Below are 21,747 nucleotides of genomic sequence, written 5' to 3'. Positions count from 1 at the left end.
TTCCTCGGGAATCTTTTCAGATTTTTCGGATCGAGATTCATAATTTTCCGGAAAGGAAATTAATATGGATACACTTGAGAGAAACGAATTAGTCGTTTCTCTTTTTTTATTATTTCTTTTGACCAGTAAACCACGAAGTTTCAAAATGGATAACTTAAAAAAGGTATGTAGATTAGATACGAAAGAAATAATAGGTGGTGTATAAATAACCAATTTATTTGGCAATTCAACTACAAAGGAGACAGAGAAGATGACAAATGTTAAACTGGCCGTAATTTTTTACAGCATGGGTGGTACAAATTATCAACTTGCAAAATGGGCGGAAGAAGGAGCTAAAGAAGCTGGTGCTGAGGTTAGAGTACTAAAGGTCCAAGAATTAGCTCCCGAGTCTGTTATTCAGAGAAATGAAGTGTGGAAGAACACGGTGGAAGCTACCAAAAACGTCCAAGTTGCAACAGGGGATGATATTGAATGGGCAGATGCAATCATTTTTAGTGTTCCGACTCGATTTGGAAACATGCCATCACAGATGAAACAATTCTTAGATATACAAGGAGGGTTATGGGCAAGTGGAAAAACAGTAAACAAAGTAATCAGTGCCATGACTTCGGCACAAAATCCACATGGTGGTCAGGAAGCTACACTTCTTTCATTATATACATCTATGATGCATTGGGGGGCGATTATTGCCACTCCAGGTTATACTGATCCAGTTATATTTGGAGCAGGTGGAAACCCTTATGGAACAAGTGTGACAGTAGGCCAAGATGGAAAAATGATTGAGGATGTTCGAGCGGCTGTAGAACATCAGGCAAAACGTACAGTGACCGTTGCAGAATGGGTAAAGAAAGCAAATCAATAATAAATGTAAGTGCCAACCAATATATTTTTGGTTGGCTTTTTTTAAGGATATATTTTTTAGAATAGGAAATTTTAATATTGTAAAGAAATCCTTTGAAAGGATGTTTATTATGGAGAAAAAACTGTTGAATTTACTTACATCTTTATGTTTTATTTCTTTTCCTTTTTTGTTTAAAGGACGAAAAGTGGGAGAAAATCTCTTGATTTTCTTCTCAAAAGGAGTATTATCTACTCTTATTGATGCTTATGTGGTTGGAACAAAAAGAGTTGAATATCCTATTCGTCCCTTTCCAAATATTTTTAAAACAAATATTATTTTTGACGTATTATTTTTTCCTCTCTTAAGTGTTGTCTGGGTAAAGATTTCCTACAACGATAAACTTTGGAAAATCTTATTGAAAAGTTTAATATTTAGTGTTCCCATGAGTGTTGCTCAATGGTATATGGAAAAGACTACACGGTTATTTAAATGGAAAAAATGGACGCCATTCCATACTTTTGGTAGTGTGAATTTTACATTATTTACAATTAGAGGTTTTGTTGGATTACTAAAAATAGTGGATAAATTAAAGGGAAATCAAAAAGAAGTCGTATAATATAGGCTTCTATAATCATTTCCCAAATCGTAAAGGTTTGCTACTTGAACCCTTTTTAAGGTTGTGAATGATAAATTGGGCAAGTCCATTGGGGCAATTGTAAGCTTTTGACTCCATCAAGAATGAATTAAGAGGTTTGCCCTGGACGCGTTAAAGAAAAACAAATGGCTGGTGAAGTCGCACGCAACCGGAGGTCGGGAAGATTTCTTGATGGTTTTGGCTTTACACCTGTACCATTTGCACTATCCGGTTTTGTGACATTAGCAGGGGTGAAAAACAAGAAAAAGCATTAAAGATTTTCAACTGGCGCGGTACCATAAAAGGGATTAGCGCTTATTTTATTTTATTTTATTTTACGAGGGTGACAAATAACTTAGTGTAGGAATTTTCAGAAGCACAAACACTATGCAGTATTGAACCTCATCATTAGTGGATGTTGTAATTCAGTAATGAGATGTTATTTTACATGACATCTTTTTATTTTTTCAACAATCCATATAATTCAATACCAAAGTATCGCTTGAGTCGTAATTAGTAGGCGATACCTACTCGTGAATTAATATAATCGTTAGTATTAATTTGTCTCAATGTAAATTCTGCTGTATCCGGTACTGATATCTTAACTCCATCCTCTGGCAAATAATTTCGTTCTATACGATATTTGCCTTTCCTTTCTCCATCAGGCAAATAAGTAGGACAAACAATCGTCCATTCGAGGGTTGATTGTTTGAGTATATCGTAAACTTTATGATGTTCTTCCGCTGCACGGGTTGATTTACGCTTTGATTCACTAGATTGATAACGTAGAGTATTGGGAGTGGATCTACTTTGTAGGATACCGGCTGTTCCTATAGTTACTATTCGTTTTATACCTTCGTGTTCCATTGCCTCGATAATAAGTGGCATGCTTTCTGATAGGGTCGTTGTACCGTCTGTATTTAGTGCACTAACAACCACATCACATCCATGCACTGCATGTATCATATCATCTTTATTTAAAACATTCCCTTGAATAATGGATAAATTTTCATTATCTATTTGTATCTTTTCTGGAGTACGAACTAATACATTAACATGATGTCCATCTAATAGGGCGTAAGTGACTATATGACTTCCGACTCGTCCGGTTGCGCCGAGAAGTAAAATATTCATGAGATTGGCCTCCTTTTTCAAATACTGATAGTTTACTATAAATAGACTTGTTCGACTATGTCTGGGTTGGATTATGTGATTTTGGAGTTTTTGTACTAATATAGTGCTCCATAGTGTTAGGATCGGGCGCTATCTAGGAAGAAAGATTGCTTTTCTGTAACAAGTGATAAAACGTTATTATTTATATATTACTTAACGTTTTATAAGCATTGCGGGTATCTACAAAGGGCTTATTACTTGCCGTTATTCTCATAGTTGTCGCTCGACCTATCGTAGTATATATATTACCTTTGGGATGGGTTTCGGTGTGAAAGAGAAGGTTGACCAACAGTTTCATTTGAACCGCAGTAAGCAACACAACAGGCATGTTTGTCCAATAACTGCATATACATGAACCGTTATCTAAAGAATTTCTTCAGACAACGGGAGTGTGAAAAATGGATTTCGGGTTGATATCGATTTTTCTGATCGTTTTATCGGGACCATTACTTGTCAAAAAAATAGAAGAAAATATGGAAGTTTTTTTACTGAGCATGGGAATACTTGCAACCATGGTAAGTGGTGTCTACAATGAACAGCTATTCTTCATGGCCGCAACCGACCCCATATTCATATCACTCGCCGTCTTAGTCGCGGGCCTGATATTTAGATGGATGCAGATGCCGTTTAGCCGGATCCTCCACTTTTTGAAAAACAGGGTTCCATTCAAGTTGTTTATTTTTTTGCTTGTCGTATTTCTTGGTTTGATTTCAAGTGTCATTACCGCTATCATTGCTGCACTTCTTTTGGTATTCATAGTGGTAGGGATAGACCTTGAAAAGAGAGAAAGAATACGGCTTACAGTCCTTGCTTGTTTTTCCATCGGGTTGGGTGCAGCTCTGACGCCGATTGGAGAGCCGTTATCCATCGTGACAATCAGTAAGTTGAACGGGGATTTCTTTTACCTGTTAAGGCTGGTGGGCAAGGATATCCTATTCGCTTTGTTCTTATTCGGCTTGCTTGCTGCCTTTATGGTCAAAGCACCAGGTCCTAACGATCTGAAGCGGAGTATGAAGGACCAGGAGAGCTACGAGGAAATCTTTATTCGGGGCTTAAAAATTTACTTTTTTGTAATGGGACTGACCTTTCTTGGTGCGGGATTTGAACCATTTGTCTCCGCCTACTTTTTAGGAATGGACCCTTCCGTCTTATACTGGTTCAATATGTCCTCCGCCATTTTGGATAACGCGACACTCGCGGCTGCAGAAATCAGCCCCGAGCTGGATCCATCAATCATTCGCATCATTTTGCTTGGTCTCATGATCAGTGGGGGAATGTTGGTACCTGGGAACATCCCTAATATCATTGCTGCGGGGAAACTTGGTATTACAAGTAAAGAGTGGGCACGCCACGGTGTTCCGGTCGGCATTTGTGCGATGGTGATATATTATTTTATCGTCTTATAAAAAGGCTGTTTTCGTTATATTCTTTGCTGTTGTGCTCTTTTTCTGACTACACCAAAAGACTTTGATGCCTTTTTAGATTTTTTATGCTGTAAAAAGTCCAATTGCCGACTTTTTACTAGTGGGCAGCAACAATCTTTGAGAAAAGAGCTGATAAAAAAACACAGAAGTCACTTTTTAGGACTTCTGTGTTTTTGAATTTTATTAAACCCTTTTCACGGATATCGCAGCACGTACCTTCTGTAGCGCCTCTTTTCCCTTATCCTTTTTCGCCATCAGTACATTGACATAGATGGCATCAATCATGGCAAGCTGGGCGATCCGGGAAGCCAATGCCTCTGATCTATAATCCGTTTCCTCTGACATCGTGTAGAGGGCAATATCAACACCTTGGCTAAGCGGAGATTTGGCAAAGTTCGTGATGCCGATCGTTTTGACGCCGTTTGCTTTCACAACTTCGAGAATATGCATCATATCCTTGGACGCTCCAGTATGCGAAATGATGATGGCTACGTCCTCATCTGTCAGTTGGCTGGCAGACATAAGCTGCATGTGGGTGTCGGACTGGACGTTCACAGAAACCCCTGTACGGATAAGTTTATGGTAGGCGTCCAATGCGATGACATTGGATCCGCCACTGCCGAACAATTCGACTTTGCGAGCTCCAAGAATGGCGCTGATCACCTCATGAAAAGCCTGATCATCAAGGATTTTTAGAGTATCTTCAAGTGTTTTTATATTGGAGCGAAATACTTTTTCCGCAATCGTTTTTTCGCTGTCATGTTCCATGATATTTTCATGAATATCTTGAATGGGCTCCACAATTTCCGTTGCGAGTGCAATTTTCATCGCTTGGTAGCCTTTGAAACCAATGCGCTGACAGAAACGGAAAACAGTAGAATCTGCTACACCAAGGTCATCTGCTACTTGGTTGATGGTGCTGTGGACAATTTTCTGTGGATTATTGAGGATATAGTCCGCGATGACTTGCTCCTTCCCCCTGAACTGTGGATAGTGGGAACGTATGCGCATCATGCAGTATTGTGTTTCTTGCCTGTTCATGGTGCGACCCTCCAGAAATAGTAATCTACTATCTATCATAAAGAGATTTCAAAAAAAAAGAAACTATTTTTTGATAACGCTTGCATTTTGGGGAATTTTTTTTCATAATAGGAACAAGTTAAAAAATATTTTTCCTCAAATAGGAATTCATACGAAGGAGTTTTACGGTTTATGAAACTAGCAATGATTGGTTTAGGTAAAATGGGCTATAATTTGACTTTGAATTTAATAGATAACAAGCATGAGGTAGTCGCTTTTGATGTGGACAAAGAAAACGTTGTCAAAAGCGAAAAGGCTGGCGCTGTCGGTGCTTACTCGATTGAGGAAGCTCTAGGCAAGCTGGAATCTCCGAAAGTGATATGGATGATGGTCCCTGCAGGGGAAATTACCGAAAACGTACTTTCAGAGATTACTGGTTTCGTAACTGAGGGGGACATCATCATCGACGGTGGTAACTCCAACTATAAAGATACATTAAAGCGTGCAGAAGCGCTTGCTGCAAAAGGTGTCCACTACCTGGATGTCGGGACAAGTGGCGGTATGGAAGGTGCTCGAAATGGAGCATGCACGATGATCGGCGGCAATGAAGAGGCATTCAAGCATGTAGAAGCGTTATTCCAAGATATTTGTGTAGAGAACGGTTACTTATATGCAGGAAAGTCCGGTAGCGGCCACTTCTTGAAAATGGTCCACAATGGCGTGGAGTACGGCATGATGCAAGCAATCGCAGAAGGCTTCGACATTTTAGAAAAAAGTGATTTTGATTTTGACTATGAAAAGGTTGCAAGAGTATGGAACAACGGATCGGTTGTTCGCTCATGGCTGATGGAACTAACCGAAAATGCATTCAGCAAGGATGCTAGATTGGAAGGAATCAAAGGCGTTATGCATTCATCAGGTGAGGGTAAATGGACAGTAGAAACAGCCCTTGACCTTCAGGCCGCAGCACCAGTCATCGCCCTATCCCTAATGATGCGCTACCGCTCACTAGAGCCGGACACCTTCTCCGGAAAAGTAGTCGCAGCACTACGAAACGAATTCGGTGGCCATGCAGTCGAAAAGAACTAAGATTTATTAGATTAGTAGAAAAAGAGAGACGCTAAATTGACTGATTTCTCCCAGCTGGCTGAAGTGGAAGATATGAGACTCCTGCGGGAGGTAGCGGTAGCTTGAGACCCCCGAGCGTTGTGAGGAGGCTCAAGCACCGTCCCGCGGAAAGCGAATATCTGCAACGGAAGTCAGCTGGAGTAAACGTAAAAACATAAATCTTTTAAAAGTAGTAATAAAAAGGAGGAAACAAACCATGTCAGGATCCATGCTAATCCTAATCGCAGCAGCAGCCATATTCGTGCTATTATTCCTAGTCATCCGCACAAAACTACACGCATTCGTAGCCCTGCTACTTGTCAGTTTACTAGTAGGTATCGCAGCAGGCATGCCGCTAAATGAAGTCATCGCATCCGTCCAGAACGGGATGGGAGGCACCCTCGGCTTCGTTGCAGTCGTAGTCGGACTTGGTGCCATGTTCGGTAAAATGCTAGAAGTCTCAGGAGGAGCAGAAAGACTTGCTCAAACCTTGATGAAGAAATTTGGAGAAGAAAAGTCCCAATGGGCACTTGGTATCACCGGTTTCTTAGTGGCGATACCGGTATTCTTTGATGTAGGTTTCATCATTTTAGTGCCAATCGTTTATGGCTTGGCGAAAAAAACAGGTAAGTCTCTTTTACACTACGGTATTCCATTACTAGCTGGACTTGCTGTAACGCACAGCTTCATCCCGCCAACTCCGGGACCGATTGCGGTTGCTGACCTGATCGGCGCAGACCTAGGTTGGGTTATCTTATTCGGTGTTATCGCTGGTATTCCGGCCATGATTTTAGCTGGACCGGTGTTCGGTAAATATATTGGTAAGAAAATTCATGTTGTGGTTCCAAAGTACATGGAAATCGATGAAGACAAGGTATATGACAAAGATCTACCAGGCTTCGGATTGATTGCATCTATCATTTTAGTACCTTTAGTATTGATTTTAGTGAATACGTTTTCAACGGTCATCTATGAGGAAGGCCACATCGTTCGTGAGATTACGACATTTGTCGGTCACCCATTCGTAGCATTGACTATCGCAACGTTATTGACGTTCTACTTCCTTGGAACAAAGCGCGGATATACGAAACAAGATGTACAGGATATTGCGACAAAAGCGCTTGAGCCAGCTGGTATCATCATCCTTGTAACAGGTGCCGGTGGGGTATTCAAGCAAGTATTGATCGATTCTGGTGTTGGTGATGTTCTTGGTGAGATGATGGCAGGTTCTGCATTGCCTCCAATCGTTCTCGCGTTCTTGATCGCAGCGGCAGTTCGTGTGGCCCAAGGTTCCGCGACGGTCTCTATGGTGACGGCAGCAGGTCTGATCACACCGCTTATCGGTATCATGGGTCTTGAAGGACCTGTGCTTGGTCTGATCGTTATCTCGATCGCTTCCGGTGCAACGGTTCTATCCCATGTGAACGACTCTGGATTCTGGTTGGTGAATAGATACTTCGGTCTTGATGTAAAAGACACCTTGAAGTCCTGGACCATGATGGAAACAATCATCGGACTTGTCGGTTTTGCAGTAGCGGTAACTCTTGGTATATTTATAGGATAAGCTTTGTTAAGGATATTGTTGATATAGCTGATGATTGGAGAAAAGGTGAAGACTCCAGTTGGAAGTAGCGCTTAGAGGAGACCCCGTAAGCGCACCGGGGAAAGCGAAGCCCATTGCGCAAATCATCAGCGATGTTTAACAGAGCCTTAAGATAAGTTAAAGTAGGGTCAAGGAGCTATTTCCTTGGCCCGTTGTGATTTTGAATGGCTCTTTTCTCAGAGATTGTTGCTATTAACTTGTAAAAAGTCGGCAATTGGACTTTTTACGCCTTATTCACTCTAAATGATTGCAAGTAGTATTTCTAGATACAGCAAGGAAAAGAGCACGACAGTATGGAAAATAACGGTTGATACATGAATACGCAAAAGCAACAAAGTTTACGAAAACAGTCTTTTAAATCAAGGAGGAAGACACCATGACAACATACATGCTAGGCGTTGATATAGGAACAACAAGCACCAAGGCAGTGCTTTTCACAAAGGACGGAAAAGTACGGAGCCAACATGCGGTGGAATATCCACTTTACACTCCTGAAATGGGAGCGGCTGAGCAGGATCCCGACGAAATCCTGGAAGCGGTGGCCATTTCCATCAGGGAAGCGCTCATGCTTGGTGGCATTGATCCCACAGAGCTGTCACATGTTAGCTTCAGTGCTGCGATGCACAGCCTGATTGCAGTGGATGAAGCAGGAAATCCATTAACGAAAAGCATCACCTGGGCCGACCAGCGCAGTGAGAAGTGGGCCAAAAAAATCAAGAATGAATGGAATGGTCATGAGATCTATCGGAGAACGGGAACGCCGATTCACCCGATGTCCCCTTTAGCCAAGCTTGTCTGGTTGCGGAACGAACATCCTGTAGTTTTTGAAAAGGCATCTAAATTCATCTCTATAAAAGAGTACGTGTTCCATAAACTGTTTGGTGAGTATGTTGTGGACCATTCCATTGCTTCGGCAACAGGTATGCTGAACCTGGAAAAATTGGATTGGGATGCAGGCGCACTTGGAGTTGCCGGTGTGACACCAGGTAAACTATCTCGACTTGTGCCTACAACAGAAGTCATTTCGGGAATAAAAACGGACTGGGCTATGAAATTAGGCTTGCCTGCTGATGTGAAATTTGTAATTGGCGCAAACGATGGCGTACTTTCCAACCTTGGGGTCAACGCTGTCCAGCCAGGCGTGGTGGCACTGACCATCGGAACAAGTGGAGCTATTCGGACCGTTGCGGACAAGCCTGTAACCGATCCAAAGGGCAGAACTTTCTGCTATGCGCTGACAGAAGACCATTGGGTGATTGGCGGACCAGTCAACAATGGCGGAATGATCATGCGCTGGTTACGCGATGAATTTTGCCAAGCGGAAGTGGAAGAGGCAAAAGCACTCGGCATCGATCCTTATGATGTGATGACAGCTAAAATTGCCCAAGTGAAACCTGGTGCGGAAGGTGTCCTTTTTCACCCTTACCTCACAGGTGAACGTGCACCTTTATGGAACGGAAATGCGCGCGGATCCTTTTACGGACTTGGTATCCACCATAAAAGGGAGCACATGATGCGCGCCGTGTTAGAAGGAATCAACCTTAATCTTTATACCGTACTGTTGGCATTGGAAGAGATTATTGGAATTCCTGAGAAAATCCACGCCACAGGCGGGTTTGCTCGTTCAGAAGTTTGGTGTCAGATGCTTTCTAACATATTCAACCAGGAAGTAAGCATTCCGGAAAGTGTGGAAAGTTCCTGCTTAGGTGCTGCGGTTCTTGGGTTGTATGCACTGGGTGAAATTGATTCGTTTGATGTGATGAATGAGATGGTTGGGACGACGAATGGGTATGTGCCTGACCAGAAGGAAGTGGAAGTGTACAAAGAGTTGACTCCGTTGTTCATTCGATTGAGCCGTTTGTATGAGCAAGAATTTGATGCGGTGGTGGCGTTTCAGCAGAGGAAATGATGGCTAGATTCTAAAGCTGTTGATTGGAGCGAAAGGTGAAGACTCCAGCGGGAGGTAGCGGTAGCTTGAGACCCCTAAAGCGTTGCGAGGAGGCTCAAGCACACGCCCCGCGGAAAGCGAAGCCTGGCGCGGAAATCAACAGCGAACATATACGAACATAAAAATAAAGAACGACATTCTCCCGGTCACCACCATAGCGAGATTGTCGTTCTTTTTTGTACAGCTGATTCAATTTTTCTTTTTTCGTCTTGGTCGTTTTTGTTGTAAGGTTTGCCAGTGCGTAGGTACCGCGGCCGTTTTCCGGGTTGCGCTTGCCTTCGCGGACTTGCTTGTCACGCAGCTTTTTTGCTCTACTTTTTGCCAAAATGATCACTCCTAACATATATTTACAAAGAGTATAACCGAGAATAGGAATATTGGAAATAGGTTTTCGTTGGATTGCTATATTTTTCTCAAGCTGATTTCTGTTATAATAGCACTATTGTGTAATTTTTGAGAGGTAGGTACGGAAACTGTGAAAAATGAACTTTTAAATAAAGAGATAGACCGCCGCAGAACCTTTGCGATTATATCCCACCCGGATGCCGGGAAAACGACTTTGACGGAGAAGCTTCTTTTATTCGGAAACGTTATTCGTTCGGCTGGTACGGTTAAGGGTAAAAAATCAGGAAAGTTTGCGACATCTGACTGGATGGAGATTGAAAAGAAACGTGGAATCTCTGTAACGTCAAGTGTTATGAGCTTTGAATATATGGATAAGCATATTAACATTCTCGACACTCCAGGACACGAAGATTTCAGTGAAGATACGTATCGTACGTTGACTGCCGTGGACAGCGCCGTGATGATCATCGACTGTACAAAAGGGGTCGAGCCGCAGACCATCAAGCTTTTCAAGGTTTGTCGTATGCGCGGTATCCCAATTTTTACGTTCATCAACAAATTGGACCGTGAAGGAAAAGAGCCGCTTGCGCTATTGGAAGAAATTGAAGAAGTGCTTGGCATTGAATCTTATGCGATGAACTGGCCGGTTGGAATGGGGAAACGCTTCTTGGGTGTTTACGACCGTTACAATGAAGTGTTCATCCGTTATCAAGGAAAAGATGAAGAGGATCGCATTCCGTTCAAGGAATTGGATGCTGTGGAGGAAATCTCCACTCACCCGACTTTTATACAAGCAAAAGAAGACTTTGAATTGTTGGAAGAGGCAGGAAATGATTTTGACATCAACAAGGTGAAGAATGGTTTACAGACTCCTGTATTCTTCGGAAGTGCCATCTCCAACTTTGGTGTGGAAATGTTCTTCCGTACGTTCTTGGATCTAGCAAGTGAGCCGCAGCCACGTCAGACAGAAGTAGAGAAGATTGAGCCGAAATCTACCGAGTTCTCCGGGTTTATTTTCAAAATCCAGGCGAATATGAATCCGGCTCACCGTGACCGTCTTGCATTCTTGAGAATCTGTTCCGGTGTGTTTGAGCGTGGAATGACGGTAACAGTAAGCAGGACCGGTAAATCAATAAAGCTGACCCAGTCCCAGCAATTCCTAGCATCTGACCGTGAGACGGTAGATCATGCATATCCAGGGGATATCATTGGGATTTATGATCCTGGTGTGTACCAGATTGGCGATTCCCTGTTTAGTGGTGGGAGTCAAAAGGTCGAATTCGACGAGATCCCAACGTTTGCTCCTGAGCTTTTCGTAAGAGTGGAAGCAAAGAACGTCATGAAAGGGAAGCAGTTTGGTAAAGGAATCACCCAGCTTGTGCAGGAGGGTGCAATCCAGTTGTTCCGTCAATACGGTACGGAGGCCTACATTCTTGGAGCGGTTGGTCAGCTTCAATTGGACGTATTCGAATACCGCATGAAAGGCGAGTACAATGTGGAAGTCGTCTATAACATGATCGGCTCGAAAATTCCGCGTTGGTTGGAGAGCCAGGATGTGGATACGACGTTGTTTGACTCACGTAATATCCTTGTGAAGGATCGAAATGATCAGTATGTTGCGCTGTTTGATAATGACTTCTCGTTACGATGGTTCCAAGATAAGAATCCGAAAATCGGCTTGATTGATATTATGGCGGAAGAGGATTAATTCTTTGGAGATTTAAGATAGAAAGCCCAGAATGCCCTTTTTAGGAAGGGGACTTTGGGCTTTTTTATTTTTTTATGGGGGTGAAGACGTGAGAGGTGAGATTTTTGAGAAGGAGAGGTCTTCATGAGCGGGATGAGGACGTGAGAGGGGAGATTTGTGGGTGGGAGAGGTCTTCATAAGCGGGATGAGGACGTGAGTGGGTGATTTTTTGGGTGGGAGAGGTCTTCATAAGCGGGATGAGGACGTGAGTGGGTGATTTTTTGGGTGGGAGAGGTCTTCATAAGTGGGATGAGGACGTGAGTGGGTGATTTTTTGGGTGGGAGAGGTCTTCATAAGCGGGATGAGGACATGAGTGGGGAAGTTTTTAGATAGGAGAGGTCTTCATGAGCCGGATGTAGACGTGGGCGAGAAAATTTTTAGATAGAGGAGGTCTTCATGTCTATACTTTCGATCCACTTGTAACAAGAGATGAAACCCTCTTTAAAAAAGCCCCTTCTCTGCCGATATAAAAACAAAAAGGGCGTTAGTAGGGGGACTTTGGGTGAGCGATCAGAAGGAAAAGCTTATGTGGCTAGGACTCTATCGAACGAGACATTTCGTTGTTGGAGGAATGACGATTTTACAAGTGAACGGTCGTGAAGTGACAACAGGCAGTACAAAGGTATTCGTGGAAGAGCTTAATATGGAAAAACTGCGATTTATCAGTCGCGTACAAATACCGGAAAACAGTGATGTACTGTTAGGGTTGAAATTCATGATTTCCAATCAGGTGCTCGAATTCAAAGCCAATATTCTCGGAGTTCAGGCAAATGTTAAAAAAAGAAGGTACACCTACCTGGTCGAGTTTCTGATTGAGAATGATGATGACAGGCAATCAATCCTTACCTTTGTAAATAAGATACAGCTTGCAAACAAGCAGAAGAAATTGAGAAGTGTGACGGAAATAGCTGTAGAGGTTGAGTGAGGGGCAGTGGAGGAGCCACCTGGATAATTAGTTAGTTAATTGTTTTATAAGAAGGTATAAAAACTGCTATACTGACAATAGATGATTTTCGGAACAGATAGAAAAGAGGTTTTCAGATTGTTGGTAAAGCTGATTTTGGCAGTGATTATTCCTGCATTACTTGTGGTGCTGTTTACACGTGTGACCTATAGCTTATATGTTGGAACAGGTTTGGCAGTAGCGCTTATTTTAGTCTCCATCTTTAAAGGTCATGGAAATGAGTGGTATGTTATCTTAGTTGATATTGTTTCGCTTGTGGTCGGATTCTTGTATGCAAAGCGAATGGTAGGGAAATTTAAATAATAAGCTGCGGGGGCTAAACATTATCGCTACTCTCCAGCTGGAGTTTACGCCTTTGCTCCAAGCAACAAAGTAAAAAAAGAGGAAGCGGGATCTTCAGGTTAAGGGAGATCCGCTTCCTCTTTTATTTGTTTTGCCTTCTGTTGATAAGCAATTAAGGCTTCCTGCTCCTCTTCGGTAGTCTCTTCAAGCCTTGCAGGCCTCACCACCCAGAGGGGATCTTTCCCGAACGTCTCCCCATAGCCAGTCAGTACGCCTGTGAAAGTTAGGACATCACCAACCTGCGGGGCTGGATCCAGATTGTCTGCGAAGGTGACCAATACTGCCGGCAGGAACGGCTCTTGTAACTCATAAGTTGAGCTATTCTCTACCCGGGTAACAGTTGCCGTCCACCTTACTGCCTTATCCTTATTAGCTTTTATAAAATCATGGACATACTCTCCATCCACTTCACTATAGGTAAACTCCTCTTCAGGATTTTCCAAAGCACGCTCATCCAGATATGGAATGTTCATCGTTTTTTCTGGAATGGCATGGAATGAACAGCCTGCCAAAAGTAAGCACAAAATGCCAGTGCAAATTGCTGCAAAACCTTTTAACCTCATTTTTCTTCTATTAAAAAACTTTTTCATCACAAAATCTCCCTAAAACAGTTTCCGATTCCCGATACATGATAATGATAAGAATATAGAAAACAACTATTAAACGCAACAGAGACGGGTATAGAGAAAGAAGATGATTCAAAAAAAAGCGAATATCAGTTCGTATTTTTGTTGTTTTGGGCTTCTGTTGTGGTAGAATATTGGTAGAGGATGGGTTCCAATATAAACAATGTTGCTTTTACATTTTTTAAATCAATTTATATAAATGTTTTTGTTGTGCTCTTTTCTTGATTAGTCAATAAAAAGTACATGCTTGTTTAGAACAGATACACGGTAAAAAGTCCAAATGCCGACTTTTTACTTGTTAGTAACAACACTCTTTTAGAAAAGAGCCTAGAGGTTAGATGAACGGAAATGGAGGCTTTTAGTGAATGGAACAGTTTGAGTTAGTTTCTGGATATAAGCCGGATGGAGATCAGCCGACTGCGATCGCGGAGATTGTGGAAGGCCTCAAAAACGGGAAAAAACATCAGACGCTTCTTGGTGCAACAGGTACCGGGAAGACGTTTACTGTCTCTAATGTGATACAGGCGGTAAACAAACCAACGTTAATCATCGCCCACAACAAAACGTTGGCCGGGCAGCTATATAGTGAGTTTAAGGAATTCTTTCCAAACAATGCGGTCGAATATTTTGTTAGTTATTATGATTACTATCAACCAGAGGCGTACGTGCCATCTACCGACACATTTATCGAAAAGGATGCGAGTATCAATGATGAAATTGACAAGTTGCGCCACTCAGCAACCGCCTCTCTTTTTGAGCGGAATGATGTCATCATCATCGCCAGTGTGTCCTGCATCTATGGTTTGGGTTCACCGGAAGAATACCGTGACCTTGTCGTTTCTTTAAGAACAGGCATGGAAAAGGAGCGGAATACGCTTCTACGCGACCTAGTCGACATTCAGTACAGCAGGAACGACATTGACTTCAAACGTGGAACATTCCGTGTCAGAGGGGACGTCGTGGAGATTTTCCCGGCCTCACGTGACGAGCACTGCATTCGCGTGGAGTTTTTTGGAGATGAGATTGACCGCATTAGGGAAGTGGACGCCCTTACAGGGGAGATCCTTGGAGACCGCAACCATGTTTCCATCTTCCCGGCCTCCCACTTCGTTACTCGCGAAGAAAAGATGAAAAAGGCAATCGTCAATATCCAAGCTGAATTAGAAGAACGTCTTGAAGAACTTAGAGAAGCAGGAAAGCTTTTGGAAGCGCAGCGGCTGGAACAGCGTACTCGCTATGACTTGGAAATGATGGCGGAGATGGGCTTCTGTTCAGGAATCGAGAACTATTCACGCCACCTGACACTTCGCCCTGCAGGATCAACTCCGTATACACTAATGGATTTCTTCCCGGAAGATTTCCTTTTGGTAATAGACGAGTCGCACGTTACCCTGCCACAGATTCGGGGAATGTTCAATGGGGACCAGGCAAGAAAGCAGGTCCTTGTAGACCACGGCTTCCGTCTGCCTTCAGCAAAGGACAACCGTCCATTGAGGTTCGAGGAGTTTGAAAAGAAGACAGCCCAGCTTGTCTATGTTTCCGCAACGCCTGGCCCATACGAGCTGGAGCATACACCAAAGATGGTGGAACAAATCATCCGTCCTACCGGGCTGCTTGATCCGGTTATTGAAGTGAGGCCGATCAAAGGACAGATTGATGATTTGATCGGTGAAATCCATCAACGTGTGGAAAAAGACGAAAGGGTCCTTGTCACTACCCTTACGAAAAAAATGTCCGAGGATCTTACTGCTTATTTGAAAGAGCTCGGGATCAAAGTTGCCTACCTGCATTCTGAAATCAAAACGCTTGAGCGGATTGAGATTATCAGGGAATTGAGATTGGGCAAACATGATGTTCTGGTCGGGATTAACCTATTGAGGGAAGGACTTGATATTCCGGAAGTGTCCCTTGTCACCATTTTAGATGCAGACAAAGAGGGCTTCCTCCGTTCCGAGCGTTCCTTGATCCAGACTATCGGACGTGCAGCGCGTAACTCGAACGGTAAAGTCATCATGTATGCCGATAAAATAACGAAGTCCATGGATATTGCGTTAAATGAAACGAAGCGTCGCCGTGAAATCCAAGAAGCATATAACCAAGAGCACGGAATCACGCCAACCACTATCAAGAAGAAAGTACCTGAGCTTATTCGTGCTACTATTGTTGCCGAGGAAGATGGCGATTACGAAGGCAAAGTACCTACATTCAGACCGAAAAACAAGAAAGAAAGAGAAAAGCTCATAGAAAGCATGGAGCAGGAAATGAAAGACGCGGCAAAAGCGCTTGATTTCGAGCGTGCAGCCGAGCTTCGTGACCTCATCTTGGAGCTCAAAGCGGAAGGATGACATAAGGATGGCAATGGATAAAATCGTAGTAAAAGGGGCCAGAGCCCATAACTTAAAAAATATAGATGTGACCATTCCCCGCGACAAGCTTGTGGTGTTGACGGGGCTTTCAGGATCGGGGAAATCCTCGCTAGCTTTTGATACCATCTATGCGGAAGGACAACGCAGATATGTGGAATCCTTGTCTGCCTATGCCCGTCAGTTCCTTGGGCAGATGGACAAACCGGATGTGGATGCGATAGAAGGGCTTTCACCGGCCATTTCCATCGATCAAAAGACAACAAGCCGTAACCCGCGTTCAACGGTTGGAACGGTAACGGAAATCTATGACTACCTCCGTCTTCTTTTTGCAAGGGTAGGCAGACCAACATGTCCAAAACATGGCATTGAGATATCTTCCCAAACGATCGAACAGATGGTGGACCGGATCATGGAGTATCCCGAGCGGACCAAGCTTCAGATTCTCGCTCCTGTCATTCAAGGCCGTAAAGGTACACATGTGAAAACCTTGGAGGACATTAAAAAGCAAGGTTATGTCCGTGTCCGTGTGAATGGTGAAATGGTGGAAGTTTCGGATGAGATTGAGCTGGAGAAAAATAAGAAGCACTCCATCGAAGTGGTGATTGATCGGATTGTCGTTAAAGATGGGGTGGAAACACGTCTGTCCGACTCATTGGAAACAGCTCTTCGATTAGGCGAAGGAAAAGTAATTGTGGATATCATTGGGGAAGAGGAGCTTCTTTTCAGCGAGCATCACGCTTGTCCACAATGTGGATTCTCCATTGGTGAACTGGAGCCGAGAATGTTCTCCTTCAACAGTCCATATGGTGCTTGCCAGAAATGTGATGGATTGGGGACAAAGCTTGAGGTGGATGTGGATCTGGTGATGCCAAACAAGAACCTCACCTTAAAAGAGCATGCCCTTGCTCCATGGGAGCCGACAAGTTCGCAATATTATCCACAGATGCTACAAGCGGTCTGCAACCACTTTGGCATTGATATGGATGTTCCAGTAAAAGATATCCCCAATAACCTGTTGGACAAAGTACTTTACGGAAGTGGAAAAGAAGAAGTCTACTTCCGCTATGAAAATGACTTTGGCCAGGTGCGGGAAAGCTATATCCGCTTCGAGGGAGTTATCCCCAATGTGGAAAGACGCTACAAGGAAACAAGCTCGGACTATATTCGTGAACAGATGGAAAAGTATATGGCCCAGCAACCTTGTCCAGCTTGTAAAGGAAACCGCCTGAAAATCGAGAGCCTTTCGGTACTTATTAATGAAAAGCATATCGGGAATGTCACGAAGTTTTCCATCGTGGAAGCTTTGGATTTCTTCGACAATCTTAATCTGACGGAAAAAGAAAGAAAAATAGCCCATTTGATTCTTCGAGAAATCGAGGAGCGTCTCGGGTTTTTGAACAATGTAGGACTGGACTATCTAACTCTGAGTCGTTCAGCTGGGACGCTTTCTGGTGGAGAAGCTCAGCGGATCCGTCTTGCCACACAAATCGGTTCCCGTCTGACCGGAGTCCTTTATATCCTGGATGAGCCGTCCATCGGGCTTCATCAACGCGATAATGACCGCCTCATTCAAACCCTTAAAAGCATGAGGGATATCGGGAATACGCTAATCGTCGTGGAGCATGATGAAGATACGATGATGGCAGCGGACTATCTCCTTGATATTGGTCCAGGGGCCGGTGTGCATGGCGGACAGGTGATTTCTGCAGGTACACCGGAAGAAGTGATGAATGACGAAGCTTCCTTGACAGGACAGTATCTATCAGGGAAAAAGTTCATCCCGCTTCCAACGGAAAGAAAGATTGTGAAGGATCGTTTCCTGGAAGTCATCGGTGCCAACGAAAACAACCTGAGCAATGTGAATGTGAAGATACCACTAGGATGCTTTGTTGCAGTAACAGGTGTATCTGGATCTGGAAAGAGTACACTTATCAATGAAATTCTGCACAAAGCGCTGGCACAACGATTACACAATGCCAAAACGAAACCAGGTCAACATAAAGAAATCAGGGGAATCGAGCACCTTGATAAAGTCATCGATATCGATCAGTCACCAATCGGGAGAACGCCTCGTTCCAACCCGGCTACCTATACAGGGGTATTTGACGATATCCGTGACGTGTTCGCTTCCACCAATGAAGCAAAAGTACGCGGTTATAAAAAAGGCCGTTTCAGCTTCAATGTAAAAGGTGGACGCTGTGAAGCATGCCGAGGCGATGGAATCATTAAAATTGAAATGCATTTCCTTCCGGACGTATATGTCCCTTGCGAAGTCTGTCATGGTAAACGCTACAACCGTGAAACGCTAGAAGTGCTATATAAAGGGAAAAATATAGATGATATTTTGAAAATGACGGTAGAGGATGCTGTCAGCTTCTTCGAGAATATCCCTAAGATTAAGAGGAAGCTGCAAACCATCTATGATGTGGGACTTGGCTATATCACTTTAGGTCAGCCTGCTACCACCTTGTCCGGCGGGGAAGCGCAACGTGTCAAATTGGCATCGGAGCTGCACCGCAGATCTACCGGTCGTTCGCTTTACATTTTGGATGAGCCGACGACAGGGCTACATGTAGACGATATTGCCAGATTACTGAAAGTTCTTCAGCGTCTTGTGGAGAATGGGGATACAGTTCTAGTAATCGAGCATAATCTGGATGTCATCAAGGCTGTGGATTATATGGTGGACCTTGGTCCAGAAGGTGGGGACAAAGGAGGAAGCATCATTGCTACTGGAACTCCAGAAGAAGTCATTGAAATAGAGGCCTCCTATACAGGCCAATATTTGCGCCCGGTACTGTTGCGTGACCGCGACCGAATGGAGCAGAGAGTAAAAGAAGTAGAAACAGTGAGCAAAGGATAATCTGTTGATCAAGAGAAAAAGGATGATGGAACCGCGGATTTTGCGGCCATCATCCTTTTTATTTGGTATTTACTGGTTTGTCTCTTGTTCTTTAACTTTCTGTTCAATAATATCCTTTAGGAAGCGAACATCCATCTCATATGTTTTCTCTTTGAATCGGATTTCCCCAGTATTCTCATTCAATTTTCCTTTAAGATGAAAGGATACACTTTGAATGATATATTCCTTTGTTTCTTCATCATAATTGAAGTTTGCTTTATCTATTTCTTCCGTCACTACAGGACGAATCGTATTCTCAACATAGTTGGAGGACGACTCTGTAAAATCAGGGCCAAGCACTCCAAAGAAAATGAGTCCTGCCAGAACAAGGCCGACAATAAGAAGCTTTGACAAAATGCTTTTCAAGAAGGGTATCACCACAAACAGAACGACTAGCACGATAATGATAGTCAGCAAATGATCCATAATAAAGTCCATTACAATCCACTCCTTCCACACAATCTATACCCAAAAGCTAAGGCCATTATACCATGACGGACATCACGACCCAAAAATTTAGGTGCTTACCATTACTTGTTGATTACCATTCCAGGTGTTCGCTTTCCGCAGGGCGATGCTTTAGTTTCCTCACTTCTTTGCGAAGTCTCAAACAACCGCTTCCACCTACAGGAGTCTCATAACTTGCACTACAACAATCAACAATGAAAACGGCCACACATAAGTATTTCTGCCTTCTAAGACTTGAGGCGTATGACATAAGTTTAAAAAATCCTGCCGGGGTCTGACCCCTTTTCGCAATTTTTGTGCAACAATAAGACTAGAAGCAATAAATGAAACTTTTAGGGTGGTTTGGTCGTAGAGGTAGTATAGATGTTTTTGATATTGAGGTAGAGTAGTTTAAAAGGAGGATGTTGAGGTATGGAAGAGCGTAAGCGTATTTTGAAGTTGGTGGAGGAAGGGAAGCTGACGGCGGAAGAGGCTATCATTTTATTGGAGAGTTTGGAGAAGAATAGTGAAGAGAAGAACTTGAGGCAGGATGAAATTGTTTCGGAGCTTACGAAGGGTGCCAAGGGTTCCCAGGAAGCGGAAGAGAATATTTTTCAGGCTCTGTCCACAAAGGTTTTTTCGAATGCAAAGAATGGTTCAGGATCCGGCTCTTATGACAAATCAAAGTTCGACTCCTACAGCAAGCAGGCCTCCTCTTTTAAGAATAACATTTTGGATTTCGTCGGAAGCGCGCTACAGAAGATTAAGGATCTCGATTTGGATTTCAACTTTGGTCCTTCGATTTCGCTTCAGCACATTTTCCAGCAATCCGATGTACATTTGCAGCATATTGATTTAGATGTGGCAAATGGGTCGGTGAAAGTGGTTCCTTGGAAAGAAAACGATGTGAAGATTGAGTGTGAGGCAAAAGTATATGAGGAGAACTCCCAGGATGATGCCCGCAAAGCGTTTTTGAGTGAAGTACTGTTTTCCATTGAAGCAGGCAAATTGAGATTTTCGGTTCAGAAAAAGCATATAAAAGTGAATGCGACGGTCTATGTACCGGAAGAAAAATACGATAATCTCAATATCCGCATGTTTAATGGACCGATTTCAGGGGAAGGTTTACATGTAAAGTCGATGAAGTTGAAGTCGGCAAACGGCTCAATTGCATGGGATAATCTGGCGAGCGAGTATATTGAAGCGGAAACGGCAAACGGTCATATCAAGCTGACCGATTGCGATGCAAAAGAGGTCGAAGCGGAAACGATCAACGGTATGCTGAGGGTACGAGGCAATATCGAAAAGCTGGATGTACAAAGTTTTAACGGAAGTGTTGTCGGAGAAATTACCGGTTCAGCAGCCCGCTCCATTATGGCTAAAACGAAAACAGGCAGTGTAGACCTGTTCATTCCGACAGTCAATTCTGTGGAAGCGGAGTTGAAAACCAACCTTGGAAGCTTCACATGTGAGGTTCCTGGGATGGATGTAGTGGAAGAAAAGAATGAGGTGGTACAAAAGGCACTTCATTTTAAAGCGAAAAAGGAAGATGCGCCACTTACCTACATCCTGGCAGAAACGACAACCGGCTCCATTTTAATCAAACCATATGAGGTGAAGTAACCATGAAGCGTCTTATACGTTCAAAAAATGACCGCAAGCTTGCAGGTGTGCTTGGCGGTCTTGCAAAATACTTGGGAGTGGATGCAAATCTATTGCGTGTCATCTTTGTCATCCTGTTATTCCCGACAGGAGTCATGCCATTGATTCTCACGTACTTTGTCCTAACATTTTTATTACCGAATGAAGAGACCGAGATACGCTAATGAGGTGGGCCATCAGTATTCTCGTCAATGCATTAGTATTAATTGTGGTGGCCGGCTATTTTGACTCTTTCCAGCTGAGTGGAGTGGGTGCGGCCATCATTGCCAGTATAATTCTGGCGGTATTGAATACGATTGTAAAGCCAATCCTGGTAATACTCACCTTACCGGTCACACTACTCAGCCTTGGATTGTTCCTATTTGTCATCAATGCCATCACCTTGATGCTGACGGCCTTCCTAATGGGCGATGCATTTAATATTGATGGTTTTGGAACGGCAATCCTTGCGGCAATTTTCATTGCTTTGTTGAATCTATTGATCCAGAAGGCGATTGTAGAACCTTTGCAAAAAAGAAAATAGGGATTTTTTTAAAATAACGCGAACCGATAATAATGTGGTTCGCGTTATTTTAATTGCAGATAATCATAAATCC

General features: G+C 43.3%; 20 protein-coding genes. 15 read left to right on the top strand and 5 right to left on the bottom strand.

Features of this window, described 5'->3' with window-relative positions; translation table 11 throughout:
- Nucleotides 1-250: 250 nt before the first annotated feature.
- The 3 genes from wrbA (at nucleotide 251) to MKY77_RS22005 (ending at nucleotide 1,750) form a co-directional block, all read left to right on the top strand.
- Nucleotides 251-862, top strand: coding sequence for an NAD(P)H:quinone oxidoreductase (wrbA, locus tag MKY77_RS22015; protein ID WP_339147818.1), 612 nt, complete (start codon nucleotides 251-253; stop codon nucleotides 860-862).
- 109 nt (nucleotides 863-971) lie between these two features.
- Nucleotides 972-1,457, top strand: a complete 486-nt coding sequence (locus tag MKY77_RS22010; protein WP_339147817.1) for a CBO0543 family protein — start codon at nucleotides 972-974, stop codon at nucleotides 1,455-1,457.
- Between the two features lie 164 nt (nucleotides 1,458-1,621).
- Nucleotides 1,622-1,750: a hypothetical protein gene (locus tag MKY77_RS22005; protein WP_342515473.1), complete on the top strand. Its 129-nt coding sequence runs from the start codon at nucleotides 1,622-1,624 to the stop codon at nucleotides 1,748-1,750.
- A gap of 238 nt (nucleotides 1,751-1,988) precedes the next feature.
- Here the strand turns inward: MKY77_RS22005 and MKY77_RS22000 are convergent, their stop codons facing one another.
- Complete coding sequence (locus MKY77_RS22000; RefSeq protein WP_339147816.1) at nucleotides 1,989-2,609, bottom strand: SDR family oxidoreductase; 621 nt, start codon at nucleotides 2,607-2,609, stop codon at nucleotides 1,989-1,991.
- 437 nt (nucleotides 2,610-3,046) lie between these two features.
- On the opposite strand from MKY77_RS22000, the gene MKY77_RS21995 reads away from it, so the two are divergent.
- A complete protein-coding gene (locus MKY77_RS21995; protein ID WP_339147815.1) occupies nucleotides 3,047-4,054 on the top strand; it encodes a DUF1646 family protein in 1,008 nt (335 codons plus the stop codon).
- 201 nt (nucleotides 4,055-4,255) lie between these two features.
- Here the strand turns inward: MKY77_RS21995 and MKY77_RS21990 are convergent, their stop codons facing one another.
- On the bottom strand, nucleotides 4,256-5,113 hold the full coding sequence (locus tag MKY77_RS21990; protein WP_339147814.1) for a MurR/RpiR family transcriptional regulator: 858 nt from the start codon (nucleotides 5,111-5,113) through the stop codon (nucleotides 4,256-4,258).
- Nucleotides 5,114-5,284: 171 nt separating this feature from the next.
- On the opposite strand from MKY77_RS21990, the gene gnd reads away from it, so the two are divergent.
- From gnd to gntK, 3 genes are all read left to right on the top strand, one after another.
- Nucleotides 5,285-6,181 carry a phosphogluconate dehydrogenase (NAD(+)-dependent, decarboxylating) gene (gene gnd, locus MKY77_RS21985; RefSeq protein WP_339147813.1) on the top strand — a complete coding sequence of 299 codons (897 nt, stop codon included), beginning with the start codon at nucleotides 5,285-5,287 and terminating at the stop codon, nucleotides 6,179-6,181.
- Nucleotides 6,182-6,416: 235 nt separating this feature from the next.
- The gene (locus MKY77_RS21980; protein ID WP_339147812.1) at nucleotides 6,417-7,763 is read left to right on the top strand and encodes a gluconate:H+ symporter; all 1,347 of its coding nucleotides are present in this window, start codon (nucleotides 6,417-6,419) and stop codon (nucleotides 7,761-7,763) included.
- A 415-nt stretch (nucleotides 7,764-8,178) separates the two neighbouring features.
- Nucleotides 8,179-9,711 carry a gluconokinase gene (gene gntK / locus MKY77_RS21975; RefSeq protein WP_339147811.1) on the top strand — a complete coding sequence of 511 codons (1,533 nt, stop codon included), beginning with the start codon at nucleotides 8,179-8,181 and terminating at the stop codon, nucleotides 9,709-9,711.
- Nucleotides 9,712-9,805: 94 nt separating this feature from the next.
- Here the strand turns inward: gntK and MKY77_RS21970 are convergent, their stop codons facing one another.
- Nucleotides 9,806-10,075: a hypothetical protein gene (locus MKY77_RS21970; protein WP_339147810.1), complete on the bottom strand. Its 270-nt coding sequence runs from the start codon at nucleotides 10,073-10,075 to the stop codon at nucleotides 9,806-9,808.
- A 150-nt stretch (nucleotides 10,076-10,225) separates the two neighbouring features.
- Here MKY77_RS21970 and MKY77_RS21965 point away from each other — a divergent pair, with 150 nt between their 5' ends.
- The 3 genes from MKY77_RS21965 to MKY77_RS21955 all read left to right on the top strand — a co-directional run bounded on the left by MKY77_RS21965 (nucleotide 10,226) and on the right by MKY77_RS21955 (nucleotide 13,109).
- On the top strand, nucleotides 10,226-11,803 hold the full coding sequence (locus MKY77_RS21965; protein ID WP_339147809.1) for a peptide chain release factor 3: 1,578 nt from the start codon (nucleotides 10,226-10,228) through the stop codon (nucleotides 11,801-11,803).
- A gap of 541 nt (nucleotides 11,804-12,344) precedes the next feature.
- Nucleotides 12,345-12,767 carry a hypothetical protein gene (locus MKY77_RS21960; protein ID WP_339147808.1) on the top strand — a complete coding sequence of 141 codons (423 nt, stop codon included), beginning with the start codon at nucleotides 12,345-12,347 and terminating at the stop codon, nucleotides 12,765-12,767.
- An 81-nt stretch (nucleotides 12,768-12,848) separates the two neighbouring features.
- The gene (locus MKY77_RS21955; protein WP_342515472.1) at nucleotides 12,849-13,109 is read left to right on the top strand and encodes a CsbA family protein; all 261 of its coding nucleotides are present in this window, start codon (nucleotides 12,849-12,851) and stop codon (nucleotides 13,107-13,109) included.
- Between the two features lie 98 nt (nucleotides 13,110-13,207).
- Here the strand turns inward: MKY77_RS21955 and MKY77_RS21950 are convergent, their stop codons facing one another.
- The gene (locus MKY77_RS21950) at nucleotides 13,208-13,738 is read right to left on the bottom strand and encodes a hypothetical protein (RefSeq protein ID WP_339147806.1); all 531 of its coding nucleotides are present in this window, start codon (nucleotides 13,736-13,738) and stop codon (nucleotides 13,208-13,210) included.
- Nucleotides 13,739-14,139: 401 nt separating this feature from the next.
- On the opposite strand from MKY77_RS21950, the gene uvrB reads away from it, so the two are divergent.
- Nucleotides 14,140-16,119, top strand: a complete 1,980-nt coding sequence (gene uvrB, locus MKY77_RS21945; RefSeq protein WP_339147805.1) for an excinuclease ABC subunit UvrB — start codon at nucleotides 14,140-14,142, stop codon at nucleotides 16,117-16,119.
- A 7-nt stretch (nucleotides 16,120-16,126) separates the two neighbouring features.
- A complete protein-coding gene (gene uvrA, locus MKY77_RS21940; protein WP_339147804.1) occupies nucleotides 16,127-19,003 on the top strand; it encodes an excinuclease ABC subunit UvrA in 2,877 nt (958 codons plus the stop codon).
- Between the two features lie 69 nt (nucleotides 19,004-19,072).
- Here uvrA and MKY77_RS21935 read toward each other — a convergent pair whose 3' ends face one another.
- Entirely contained in the window at nucleotides 19,073-19,480 is a 408-nt protein-coding gene (locus MKY77_RS21935) for a hypothetical protein (RefSeq protein WP_342515471.1), read from the bottom strand.
- 441 nt (nucleotides 19,481-19,921) lie between these two features.
- Between MKY77_RS21935 and MKY77_RS21930 the strand changes: the two genes are divergently transcribed.
- From MKY77_RS21930 to MKY77_RS21920, 3 genes are read left to right on the top strand one after another with little or no spacing between them, the layout of a single operon-like run.
- A complete protein-coding gene (locus MKY77_RS21930) occupies nucleotides 19,922-21,112 on the top strand; it encodes a DUF4097 domain-containing protein (RefSeq protein WP_339147802.1) in 1,191 nt (396 codons plus the stop codon).
- Nucleotides 21,113-21,114: 2 nt separating this feature from the next.
- On the top strand, nucleotides 21,115-21,315 hold the full coding sequence (locus MKY77_RS21925) for a PspC domain-containing protein (protein ID WP_063559538.1): 201 nt from the start codon (nucleotides 21,115-21,117) through the stop codon (nucleotides 21,313-21,315).
- Nucleotides 21,315-21,674, top strand: coding sequence for a phage holin family protein (locus MKY77_RS21920; protein ID WP_339147801.1), 360 nt, complete (start codon nucleotides 21,315-21,317; stop codon nucleotides 21,672-21,674). The genes MKY77_RS21925 and MKY77_RS21920 overlap by 1 nt, the downstream gene beginning before the upstream one ends.
- Nucleotides 21,675-21,747: the final 73 nt, after the last annotated feature.

Source organism: Sutcliffiella sp. FSL R7-0096 (assembly GCF_038595065.1).
Classification (GTDB): domain Bacteria; phylum Bacillota; class Bacilli; order Bacillales; family Bacillaceae_I; genus Sutcliffiella_A.
The sequence above is the reverse complement of the archived record's forward strand: the minus strand, read 5'-3'. Positions and strand labels throughout refer to the sequence as shown.

Excerpts from the sequence above, each read along its gene's own strand:
- wrbA (WP_339147818.1), top strand. The coding sequence starts at position 251 with ATGACAAATGTTAAACTGGCCGTAATTTTTTACAGCATGGGTGGTACA.
- MKY77_RS22010 (WP_339147817.1), top strand. The coding sequence starts at position 972 with ATGGAGAAAAAACTGTTGAATTTACTTACATCTTTATGTTTTATTTCT.
- MKY77_RS22005 (WP_342515473.1), top strand. The coding sequence starts at position 1,622 with ATGGCTGGTGAAGTCGCACGCAACCGGAGGTCGGGAAGATTTCTTGAT.
- MKY77_RS22000 (WP_339147816.1), bottom strand. The coding sequence starts at position 2,609 with ATGAATATTTTACTTCTCGGCGCAACCGGACGAGTCGGAAGTCATATA.
- MKY77_RS21995 (WP_339147815.1), top strand. The coding sequence starts at position 3,047 with ATGGATTTCGGGTTGATATCGATTTTTCTGATCGTTTTATCGGGACCA.
- MKY77_RS21990 (WP_339147814.1), bottom strand. The coding sequence starts at position 5,113 with ATGAACAGGCAAGAAACACAATACTGCATGATGCGCATACGTTCCCAC.
- gnd (WP_339147813.1), top strand. The coding sequence starts at position 5,285 with ATGAAACTAGCAATGATTGGTTTAGGTAAAATGGGCTATAATTTGACT.
- MKY77_RS21980 (WP_339147812.1), top strand. The coding sequence starts at position 6,417 with ATGTCAGGATCCATGCTAATCCTAATCGCAGCAGCAGCCATATTCGTG.
- gntK (WP_339147811.1), top strand. The coding sequence starts at position 8,179 with ATGACAACATACATGCTAGGCGTTGATATAGGAACAACAAGCACCAAG.
- MKY77_RS21955 (WP_342515472.1), top strand. The coding sequence starts at position 12,849 with ATGATTTTCGGAACAGATAGAAAAGAGGTTTTCAGATTGTTGGTAAAG.
- MKY77_RS21950 (WP_339147806.1), bottom strand. The coding sequence starts at position 13,738 with ATGAAAAAGTTTTTTAATAGAAGAAAAATGAGGTTAAAAGGTTTTGCA.
- uvrB (WP_339147805.1), top strand. The coding sequence starts at position 14,140 with ATGGAACAGTTTGAGTTAGTTTCTGGATATAAGCCGGATGGAGATCAG.
- uvrA (WP_339147804.1), top strand. The coding sequence starts at position 16,127 with ATGGCAATGGATAAAATCGTAGTAAAAGGGGCCAGAGCCCATAACTTA.
- MKY77_RS21935 (WP_342515471.1), bottom strand. The coding sequence starts at position 19,480 with ATGGACTTTATTATGGATCATTTGCTGACTATCATTATCGTGCTAGTC.
- MKY77_RS21930 (WP_339147802.1), top strand. The coding sequence starts at position 19,922 with ATGGAAGAGCGTAAGCGTATTTTGAAGTTGGTGGAGGAAGGGAAGCTG.
- MKY77_RS21925 (WP_063559538.1), top strand. The coding sequence starts at position 21,115 with ATGAAGCGTCTTATACGTTCAAAAAATGACCGCAAGCTTGCAGGTGTG.
- MKY77_RS21920 (WP_339147801.1), top strand. The coding sequence starts at position 21,315 with ATGAGGTGGGCCATCAGTATTCTCGTCAATGCATTAGTATTAATTGTG.